Consider the following 10,397-nt stretch of genomic DNA (forward strand, 5'->3'; position numbering starts at 1 on the left):
TCGACGAAGCCGACCAGCAGGGAAGCGATCAGGGCGCCGGAAATCGAGCCGATGCCGCCGATCACCACCACCACGAAACAGACGATGAGGACATTCCCTCCCATGCCGGGATAGACCGATGCGACCGGCGCGGCGATCATGCCGGCCAGCGCCGCCAGCGCCACGCCCGCTGCGAACACGATGCGGTACAGCAGGCGGATGTTGATGCCCAGGCCGCGCACCATGTCGCGGTTGCTCGCGCCGGCGCGGATCATCATGCCCAGGCGGGTCTTGTCCATCACGAGGTAGAGGCCGGCCGCCACGACGATGCAGGCGGCGGAGGCAAACAGGTTGTACACCGGGTAGGTCATGATGTCGCCCAGCGCCATCCCGCCCGACAGCCAGGCTGGCACCTTTACGCCATGCACGTCGTTGCCCACGAGGATGCTGCGCAGTTCCTCGAACACCAGGATCAGCGCATAGGTCATCAGCACCTGCTGCAAGTGGTCACGCTGGTACAGGTAGCTGAAGAACAGCCATTCGAGGACATAGCCGAAGATGGCGCTGAGCGCCACGCCGGCCAGCAGCATCAGGATGAAGTTGTCGCCGAAGAAGGGCGCGATGGAAAAGGCAAGGTAGGCGCCGATCATGTAGAAGCTGCCGTGGGCGAGGTTGATCACGCCCATGATGCCGAAGATGAGCGTCAGGCCGCTGGCCACCAGGAACAGCAGCAGACCGTACTGCACCGCGTTGAGGCACTGGACCAGGAAGGTCGAAATATCCATGGCAATCCTGTTCCCGGAAATCGGCAGGCAGCGCCGGTCCGGGAGTCTGAGAGAATGAAATGCCGTGCGCGGCCTGAGCTTGTATCTGGCCGGCACGGCGCATCCGCGTCATCGCATCGATGCGATCAACCCAGCTTGCAGCCGCGCGCCGGATCGGACAAGCCCTTGATGGCGACGCCCTTGACCTGGTTCAGGTTGCCCTTTACCTCGCGCAGGTAGATGTCCTGCACCGGATTGCCGGCGGGCGACAGCGTGAACTTGCCGCGCGGGCTGTCGATGCTGGCGCTGCGCATCGCCGAGAAGAATTGATCACGCTTGCCGATGTCGCCATTGACCGCCTTGACGCCGGTGGCGAGCAGTTGCGCGGCGTCGTAGCCTTGCACCGCGTAGACGTCGGCATTGGTCTTGTAGGCCTTCGCGAAGGCGAGGCGGAAGGCGTTGTCGCGCGGGTTGTTCAGGTTGTCCGCGTAGTGCAGGGTGGTCAGCATGCCTTGGGCCGCGTCACCCTGGGCTTCCAGCGTGCCGTCGGTCAGGAAGCCCGGACCATACAGCGGAATCGTCTTGTTCAGGCCGGCCGCCACGTAGTCCTTGACGAACTTGACCGCGCCGCCGCCGGCAAAGAAGGCATAGACGGCATCCGGCTTCTGCGACGCGATCTGCGTCAGCAGCGCCTGGAACTCGACGTTGGGGAAGGGCAGGTTGAGATTCTGGGTGACCTTGCCGCCGCCTTTCTCGAAGCCTTCCTGGAAGCCCTTGACCGACTCGTTGCCGGCGGCGTAGTTCCAGGTGATCGTGACCGCGTTCTTGTGGCCGCGCTCGGCGGCGACCTTGCCCATTGCGAATGCCGGCTGCCAGTTGGTGAAGGAAGTGCGGAAGATGTTTTTCGCGCACATGGCGCCGGTGATCACGTCGGCGCCGGCATTGGGCACGATCAGCAGCGTGTTCGTGTCGCGCGCCACCTTGGCCATGGTAGTGGCCACGCCGGAGTGCACCGTGCCGACCAGCACGTCGACCTGGTCGCGCTTGATCAGTTTGTTGACGTTGTCCGCCGCCTTGGCCGGATCGGACTCGTCGTCGACCTTGAAATACTGGACGTCGCGGCCGCCGATCTTGCCTCCCTGCTCGGCGACGTAGAGCTTGAAGCCGTTCTCGATCATGTTGCCGAGGCTGGCATAGGTGCCGGTGGCCGGCAGCATGAAGCCAACCTTGATCGGCGCCTGGCCCTGGGCGATTGCGGGCGCGGATGCGGCGGCAAAGGCGATGGCAAGGCTTGCGGCGAGAAGAGGGTTGAAACGGCGTGTCATGGTTGTCTCCTTGGGTTCAGTGCTTGAATATTCCGTGTGGCGTTTTGCATTGCGTCTTGCACGAATTGCCCGGCTTCTTGAATGAGTTTTTCGGGCTGGTCCCGGTGCGGCGAATGGCCGCAGCGGGGAAAGATCGACAGTTGGGTGTGCGGCGCCTTTTTCTTGATGCCGCGGATCTGTTCAAGCGAGCCATACTCGTCGTCCTCGCCTTGCACCGCCATCACGGGGCAGGCAAGGCTCGACAGGCATTCTTCGATGTTCCAGGTGCGAAATGCGGGGTCGAGCCAGATGTCGTTCCAGCCCCAGAACGCGGAATCGACATCCTGGTGATAACGCGCCAGCCTGTTCCGCAATTCCGTCGACAGGTAGGCCTGGCGTGCCGCGGCAATGCTCTCTACCGTCTTGTCCTCCACGAAAATGTGGGGAGCGACGACGACGATTCCGCTGACGTTGTCGGAAAACCAGGCTGCGTAGAGCAGCGCGATGGATGCGCCGTCGCTATGGCCGAACAGCCAGGGCTTGCGGATGTCCAGCTTGTCGAAAAGCCGGGGCAGCACATCGTGCGCCTGCGCATGCATGAAGCTCACGGGCCAGCGCTCTTCCGGCAGACGCGGGGTCGAGCGGCCATAGCCATAGCGCGAAAAAACCAGGCCGGTCAGGCCGTTTTTCTCGCAAAAGCGATGCGGAAAATTCTTCCATAGGTCGATCGATCCCAATCCTTCGTGCAGGAACACGACGACCGGCCCCTCACTTGCCACTCCTACCCACTGGTATTCGAGGGCGATCTTCCGGTCTTGCCAGGCCAGGTCGACGCTGGCACGCGGGGAGGGGAATTGTGCGGGTCTCATCGCAGCCCGGCGTCGATGGCGCGCAGCCTGAAGCGCTGGATCTTGCCGGTTGCCGTCTTCGGCAGTTCGGCAACGAAATGAATTTCCCGCGGATACTTGTGCGGCGCCAGCTTGGTCTTGACGAAGGACTTGAGATCGTTGGCGAGCGAATCAGATGGCGTTTCGCTCCTGTTCAGCACGACGTAGGCAACCGTCTTGGTCAAGCCTTCGCCGTCGGTCTTGCCGATGACGCCGCTTTCCAGCACGGCCGGGTGCTCGATCAGCACATTCTCGACCTCGATCGGCGACACATACTGGCCGCTGACCTTGAGCATGTCGTCGCTGCGCCCAGCATACGCATAATAGCCGTCGGCGTCGGCCACGTACTTGTCGCCGCTCTTGAGCCAGTCGCCCTGGAAAGTCGCGCGGCTCTTCTCGCGGTTGCTCCAGTAGAGCAAGGCCGCGCTCGGGCCACGGATGTAGAGGTCGCCGATTTCGCCGGCGGGAACCGGATGCCCGGTTTCATCGCGCAGTTCGATCTCGTAACCTTCGACGGGACGTCCGGAGGTGCCATAGCGCACGCTGCCGGCGCGATTCGAAATGAAGATGTGCAGCATCTCGGTTGATCCCAGGCCATCGAGAATTTCGCAGCCGAAGCGCCTGGTGAATTTTTCCCCGACTTCGCGCGGCAGCGCCTCGCCGGCGGACGTGCACACGCGCATGGCCACGTCTTCCTTGCGCGGCAGCGCGTCGGAGGAAAGCATTGCGACATACAGCGTCGGCACGCCGAAGAAGATGGTCGGCTTGTGTTCGGTCAGGCGCTTGAAGACTGCCGCCGGCGTGGGGCGTTCGGCCATCAGCACCGTGGTGGCGCCTACCGATAGCGGAAAGGTCAGGCCGTTGCCGAGGCCGTAGGCAAAGAACAGCTTCGCCGCGGAAAAGCCGATGTCGTTTTCGTTGATGCCCAGTACCGGCTTGGCATACAGTTCGGCGGTCCAGTACAGGTTGCCATGCGAATGCACCGTGCCCTTGGGGCGGCCGGTCGAACCGGAGGAATAGAGCCAGAAGGCGAAGTCGTCGGCGTGGGTGTCGGCGCAGTCTTCCGGCTGCAGCGGTTCGATGTCGAGCATGCCGGCCATCGTGCTTGCGCCCCCGGGGGCGTCGCCGCCGGATACGATCACCAGCGGACGCGCGCCGGTCTTTGCCAGCGCGTCCTGGAGGCAGGGCAGCAGTGCATGGGAAACGACGACGGCCCGGGCCCGGCTATGCTCGATCATGTAGGCATAGTCTTCCGCCGGCAGCAGGGTGTTGACCGGCACCGGCACGGCACCGGCAAACAAGGCGCCGAGGAAGGCGGTCGGCAGGTCGACGGTGTCGTGCATCATCAGCAGGACGCGTTGCTCCGGATGAATGCCGGCCTTCCGGAGAGCGGCGGCAAAGCGGCGAACGCGCTGGTCCAGTTCGCCGTAGCTGAGCGGACCGTCATCGTCGATATAGGCGGTCTTGCTTGCCCGGCCGGAATTCGTCTGCAGGATGTACCGGGCAAAATTGAAGCGTTGTGGCAGGGGGGCGGCCGGCGTGTGGTTCATCTTCGTCTCCATGATTCTCTCAATCGACGCGGTCAGGTTGCAAGGCAAGCGTCCGTGGTCCATTCGGACCGGCAGTCGTCAGTCATTCCCCGGGATCCCGATCATAAGAGCCGGGGCCGCCGGCCTGTCGTTACAGCGTCATCAGTATTGCAGCGTGGCGGTCGGGCCCAGCTTTTGCAGGGTCGCTGCGGAGCCTTGCAGGGCGGTACGGCGATGGTAAAAGGACAGGCCGCGCAGGCCGCCGAGTTCCTCGCCTCCGCCGGCCCGGCCGGGCCCGCCGTGAATGGAAGCGGGCATCACGTTGCCATGGCCGGTCTGCGTCCTGGCGACTTCCGGGGTGACGGTGTGGACGCGGCCATTCGAGCCGGCCAGGGCCAGGGCGGTCGCCGCGAGCCATGGTTCGTCCGCGCTGAACACCGAGGTGACGAGCGAGCCAAGTCCGCGGTGGGCGAGGGCGACCGCATGTGCCTGGTCGCGGTAGCCAAGCAGCGTGGATAGCGGCCCGAAAACCTCATGGTCATGGACCAGGGACGCCTGGTCGCCATCGTGTACGCCGAGCAGGGTCGGGCCGAGGCAGGCCGCCACCGCGGGGTCGGCATCGACCAGCGGATTGCGGTTGCCGTCGAACAGTACCCGCGCTTCCCGTTGCAGGAAAGCGGTGCCTTCCTTTACGGCGTCGTACTGCTCGCGGCCGACCAGGGCGCCCATGCGGACATCCGGGTTGCGGGGATTGCCGACGCTGATCCCGGACAGCTTGTCGGCCACCGCGCCCGCCACCGCCTCGTAGTATCGCTGCGGCACGAGCGCGCGGCGCACGGCGGTGCAACGCTGGCCGCTCTTGGTCGTGATTTCCCGGACCAGTTCGCTGACATAGGCATCGAAAGAGGGAGTGCCCGGGCCAGCGTCCTCGCCCAGGATGGAGGCATTGAGGCTGTCCGCCTCGATGTTGGTTTTCACCGAATGCCGGACCACCGCATCGTGCGAGCGGATCGTGGCGCCGGTCTGCGCGGAACCGGTGAAGGAAAGCACGTCGAAGGTGCCGAGCGAATCGACCAGGCCCGCCGAGCTGCCGCAGACGATGGACAGTGCGCCCGGTGGAAGAATGCCGGCTTCGACCACGTCGGCCACCATGCGGTGCGTCAGCCACGCGGTCACCGTTGCCGGCTTGACCACGACCGGCACGCCGGACAGCAAGGCAGGCGCGGCCTTTTCCCACAAGCCCCACGCCGGGAAGTTGAAGGCGTTGATGAACAGCGCCAGGCCGCGCACCGGCGTCAGCATATGCTGGCTCTGGAACAGCTGGTCTTTCGAAAGAGAAGCGGGCGCGCCATCGAGCAGCACGCGCGCGTCGCCCAGGCTGCCGCCCAGCTTCGCGAAATAATTCAGCGTGAAGATCGCGCCTTCGATATCGACGCCGGAATCGGCCTTGGTGGTGCCCGAATTGGCCAGGGCAATCTCGTAATAGGCATCGCGGTTGGCTTGCAAGACCTTGACGATCTCGCCCAGCATGGCCGCGCGTTCGCCATAGGTTTTCTGCTGCAGCGCCTGGCGGCCATGGGTACGCGCGAAGGCGAAGCCGGCTTCCAGCCCTTGCGCGCGACCGCCGACGGTCGCAAGTTCAGCACCGGTAACGGGATCGCGCAGGATGCTGCCGATTTCGCCTTCGGGTTGCCAGGCCGCTGACAGGTAATTGCGGAGGAACACGGTCATCTTGGAATCCGTCGGGTTAATGGGAAGCGGGCGTGAACTGGATCGCGCCTTGGGGAAGGAGGTAGAGAACGAGGGCGCGTCCGCTGGCCACGGTCGGGCGATGGGCGCTGCCCGGTTCGTACACGCACCAGCCGGCGGGGCGGGTATCGAAGGTGGCGCCATTGCTCAGCGGCATGATCAGGTCGATCTCGCCGTTGGGATGCACATGATGGGGGCCGGCGACGTTGTCCATGTCGACCACATCCACGGAAAAGCCATGCGTTGCGTCGGTGGCTTTCAGCACGCGGCCAAAGCGAATGCCGTCGGCTTCTCGATTGCAGAGCCAGCCGTCGCGGACTCCCGTCTTGCAGGCTTCAAATATCTCTTCGTACAGATAACTCCCTGGGCCATGCTCCGCGTTGAGATGGGATTCGAGCGAGCCGTTCAGCGGGCTGCCGCTGACTTCTTCGGTAATCCGGCTGATCAGGGACTGGAACTTTGCGACGTCCATGGGAAGGCTTCCTTTAATTGTTCGGGAGGGAGCAGTTGCAAAATGCTGCACCGTTTAACGGACTATAGTGCTTGTTTATTGCAGTGTAGGTGTACTATCTTGCATATGTCAAGCATCGTATCGCAAAATATATTTCATCCGAGCGTCATGTAGATGCACTGAAACTTGCGATAATCAACTCCAGCCCTTGGTTGAACAAAGGAAAACCGAAACATGACCGCGCAACCTTACCTGCCGGAGCCGAGCGCGGAAGACAAAGACCCCTACCTAATTACTTTGGGTGAACGCGTCCGCGCCCTGCGGGCTCGCCGCGGCCTGACGCGCAAAGCGCTGGCCAGGCTGTCCGACGTATCGGAACGTCACCTGGCAAATGTGGAGTCGGGTGTCGGCAACCCGTCGATCCAGTTTCTCCGCCAGCTCATTTCGGTATTGAATTGTTCGCTGGCCGAGATGATCGGCGACGAGACCGCGGCGTCTCCGGAATGGCTGATGATTCGGGAGATCCTGCGGGGCCGCGGCGACAAAGAGCTTGCCAGGGCCAGGTCCGCCATTGCCAACATCTTCGACGCGCCGACCAGCGAAACCTCGCGCCGGCAGCGGATTGCATTGATCGGACTGCGTGGTGCGGGCAAGTCCGGCATCGGAAGAATGCTGGCGGACGACTGGATGGTGCCGTTCATCGAATTGAGCCGGCATGTGGAAGCCATTGCGGGCTGCAACGTTGCCGAAATCCATGCGCTCTATGGTCCGAACGCCTACCGTCGCTACGAGTACCGGGCGCTCGAAGATATCATCCACCGCTATCCCAAGGCGGTCATCGCCACGCCGGGCGGCCTGGTGTCGGACCCGGCGGGATTCAACCTCCTGCTTTCCCATTGCTACACGGTCTGGCTGAAGGCCTCGCCGCAAGAACATATGTCGCGTGTCATGGCCCAGGGCGACACACGGCCCATGGCCGGCAACCGTGAAGCGATGGAAGACCTCAAGAACATCCTGGAAAGCCGTGCGGCGTTCTACTCCAAGGCCGATCTGGCTTTCGATACCAGCGACATGGCGCAAGAAGCTGCTTTCTTCGGCTTGCGCGACAAGCTGCAGGACGTCGTGCAATCGCATTGATTTGGAACCCGGACCGCTGTTACGAAGGGCCGCCGTGTGCGGCCCTTGTTCTTTGCGTGCCGCCCGTGCGCTCCTGTCCTCCCGGCCGAAAGCCCTTGGTTTCCGTCAACAAACCTTGAGTGCATCCAGTTCGAAGATTAATGCACTTTTTTGCTTGACATGGTCTTTATGCTGCAATATAGTGCTTTCACACCGTAAGAACTGCAGCATACTACCGACAGCTTTGAAAGGAGCATCATGACGACCGCACCGATTGTGAACTACGAAACGTCGCCCGAGCGCTACAAGCACTGGAGCCTGGCCGTCGATGGGCCCATCGCCACGCTGACGATGACCGTGAACGAGGAGGGCGGCCTGAAGGAGGGTTACAAGCTCAAGCTGAACTCCTATGACCTCGGCGTGGATATCGAACTGCATGATGCAGTCCAGCGCATCCGCTTCGAGCATCCGACCGTCAAGACCGTCGTCATCACAAGCGGTCGCGACCGCATCTTCTGCTCCGGCGCGAACATCTTCATGCTCGGCAAGTCCTCGCATGCGTGGAAGGTCAATTTCTGCAAATTCACCAACGAAACGCGCAATGGCCTGGAGGACTCCAGCCGTACCGGCGGACTGAAGTTCGTGGCGGCGGTCAATGGCGCCTGCGCCGGGGGCGGTTATGAACTGGCCGCGGCCTGCGATGAGATCATCCTGGTCGACGACCGCTCCTCCTCGGTCAGCCTGCCGGAAGTGCCGCTGCTGGGCGTGCTGCCGGGCACCGGCGGCCTGACGCGCCTGACTGACAAGCGCCACGTGCGCCATGACCATGCCGATATCTTCTGCACCACCTCCGAGGGCGTGCGCGGCCAGAAGGCGAAGGACTGGAAACTGGTCGATGAAGTGGCCAAGCCGGCGCAGTTCGCCGACACCGTGCGCCAGCATGCATTGGCACTCGCGGACAAATCGCAACGTCCGAACCAGGCGGCCGGTGTCAAGCTGACCCCGCTGAACCGCAAGCTTGCCGGCGACACGCTGGAATATGAATTCGTCACCGTTGTCATCGACCGTGCAGCGCGTACCGCGACGCTGACCGTCAAGGCGCCGACCGCCGCGCTGCCCAAGGATGCGGCCGGCATCGAAGCCGCCGGGGTCAACTGGTGGCCGCTGCAGTTCACCCGTGAACTGGATGATGCCATCCTGCACCTGCGCACCAACGAACTCGACATCGGCACCTGGGTGCTGAAGTCGTCCGGCAACCCGCAGGCGGTGCTTGATGCCGATGCCACGCTCGTGGCCAACAAGGAGCACTGGCTGGTGCGCGAGACCATGGGCATGCTGCGCCGCACGCTGGCCCGCCTCGACGTGACCTCTCGCTCGCTGTTCGCCTTCGTCGAAGAAAGCTCGGCGTTCGCGGGCACCTTCCTCGAGGTTGCGCTGGCCGCCGACCGCATCTACATGCTGGCGCTGCCGGACGACGCCGTCAAGGCGCCGAAGATCGCCGTGTCCGAACTCAACTTCGGCACCTTCCCGATGGTGACCGGCGAATCCCGCCTTGCCCGCCGATTCTATGGCGACGAAGCAGCGATTGCCGCCGTGCGCGAATGCAAGGGCAAGCCGCTCGACGCAGCCAAGGCGATGGAACTCGGCCTGGTCACCGCCGACCCGGACGATCTCGACTGGGCCGACGAAACCCGCCTCGCCCTCGAAGAGCGCGCCAGCATGTCGCCCGATGCATTGACCGGCATGGAGGCCAACCTGCGCTTCAACGGCCGCGAAACCATGGAGACCCGCATCTTCGGCCGCCTCACCGCCTGGCAGAACTGGATCTTCATTCGTCCGAACGCCGTTGGCGAAGCGGGCGCCCTCAAGGTCTACGGCAGCGGCAACAAGGCCCAGTTCGACATGAACCGCGTTTAAGCCTGACGTTAATCACTGACATTCTGCGAATTTATAAAGGATTACACCGTGAGCACAATTGATTACAGCGAAAAGATTCCCAACAACGTCAACCTGTCGGAAGACAAGACCCTGCAGCGCGCCCTCGAGCACTGGCAGCCGAATTACCTGCAATGGTGGCAAGACATGGGGCCGGACGGCTCGACCAACTTCGACGTCTACCTGCGCACGGCGATCAACGTCACGCCGGAAGGCTGGGCCCACTTCGGCCACGTCAAGATGCCCGATTACCGCTGGGGCATCTTCCTCGCCCAGCAGGAAGAAAACCGCAAGGTCAACTTCGGCGAAGACAAGGGCTCGTCGGCCTGGCAGGAAGTGCCGGGCGAGCACCGCGCCAACCTGCGCCGCATCATCGTCACCCAGGGCGACACCGAACCGGCTTCGGTGGAACAGCAGCGCCACCTCGGCCTGACCGCCCCGTCGCAGTACGACATGCGCAACCTCTTCCAGATCAACGTCGAGGAAGGCCGCCACCTGTGGGCGATGGTCTACCTGCTGCACAAGTACTTCGGCCGCGATGGCCGCGAGGAAGCCGAAGCCCTGTTGCAGCGCAATTCCGGCGACCAGGACAACCCGCGCATCCTCGAAGCCTTCAACGAGGAAACGCCCGACTGGCTGGCCTTCTACATGTTCACCTACTTCACCGACCGCGACGGCAAGTT

At 63.2% G+C, this 10,397-nt stretch carries 8 protein-coding genes and 1 pseudogene; 3 read left to right on the forward strand and 6 right to left on the reverse strand.

Annotated features, from left to right (window positions below; translation table 11 throughout):
* The 6 genes from G3574_RS06905 to G3574_RS06930 form a co-directional block, all read right to left on the reverse strand.
* Positions 1-764: branched-chain amino acid ABC transporter permease (locus tag G3574_RS06905; RefSeq protein WP_163961406.1), on the reverse strand; the 764-nt coding region annotated here is incomplete at its 3' end.
* Positions 765-889: 125 nt separating this feature from the next.
* Positions 890-2,068 (reverse strand): ABC transporter substrate-binding protein, encoded by a 1,179-nt coding sequence (locus G3574_RS06910; RefSeq protein WP_163961408.1) that lies wholly within the window; start codon positions 2,066-2,068, stop codon positions 890-892.
* On the reverse strand, positions 2,065-2,916 hold the full coding sequence (locus G3574_RS06915) for an alpha/beta fold hydrolase (RefSeq protein ID WP_163961410.1): 852 nt from the start codon (positions 2,914-2,916) through the stop codon (positions 2,065-2,067). Before G3574_RS06915 ends, G3574_RS06910 begins: the two co-directional genes overlap by 4 nt.
* On the reverse strand, positions 2,913-4,496 hold the full coding sequence (locus tag G3574_RS06920) for a benzoate-CoA ligase family protein (protein ID WP_163961413.1): 1,584 nt from the start codon (positions 4,494-4,496) through the stop codon (positions 2,913-2,915). The genes G3574_RS06915 and G3574_RS06920 overlap by 4 nt, the downstream gene beginning before the upstream one ends.
* A 129-nt stretch (positions 4,497-4,625) precedes the next feature.
* Positions 4,626-6,194, reverse strand: a complete 1,569-nt coding sequence (locus tag G3574_RS06925) for a 3,4-dehydroadipyl-CoA semialdehyde dehydrogenase (protein WP_163961415.1) — start codon at positions 6,192-6,194, stop codon at positions 4,626-4,628.
* 16 nt (positions 6,195-6,210) lie between these two features.
* Positions 6,211-6,684, reverse strand: coding sequence for a 4-hydroxylaminobenzoate lyase (locus G3574_RS06930; protein ID WP_163961417.1), 474 nt, complete (start codon positions 6,682-6,684; stop codon positions 6,211-6,213).
* A gap of 213 nt (positions 6,685-6,897) precedes the next feature.
* Here G3574_RS06930 and G3574_RS06935 point away from each other — a divergent pair, with 213 nt between their 5' ends.
* The 3 genes and pseudogenes from G3574_RS06935 to G3574_RS06945 all read left to right on the forward strand — a co-directional run.
* A complete protein-coding gene (locus G3574_RS06935; RefSeq protein WP_163961419.1) occupies positions 6,898-7,800 on the forward strand; it encodes a helix-turn-helix transcriptional regulator in 903 nt (300 codons plus the stop codon).
* A 237-nt stretch (positions 7,801-8,037) separates the two neighbouring features.
* Positions 8,038-9,696, forward strand: a complete 1,659-nt coding sequence (gene boxC, locus G3574_RS06940) for a 2,3-epoxybenzoyl-CoA dihydrolase (RefSeq protein ID WP_163961421.1) — start codon at positions 8,038-8,040, stop codon at positions 9,694-9,696.
* A gap of 48 nt (positions 9,697-9,744) precedes the next feature.
* Positions 9,745-10,397, forward strand: a pseudogene (locus G3574_RS06945) (benzoyl-CoA 2,3-epoxidase subunit BoxB); the annotation flags it as partial.

It is taken from the genome of Noviherbaspirillum galbum (genome assembly GCF_010974945.1).
Lineage (GTDB): Bacteria > Pseudomonadota > Gammaproteobacteria > Burkholderiales > Burkholderiaceae_D > Noviherbaspirillum > Noviherbaspirillum galbum.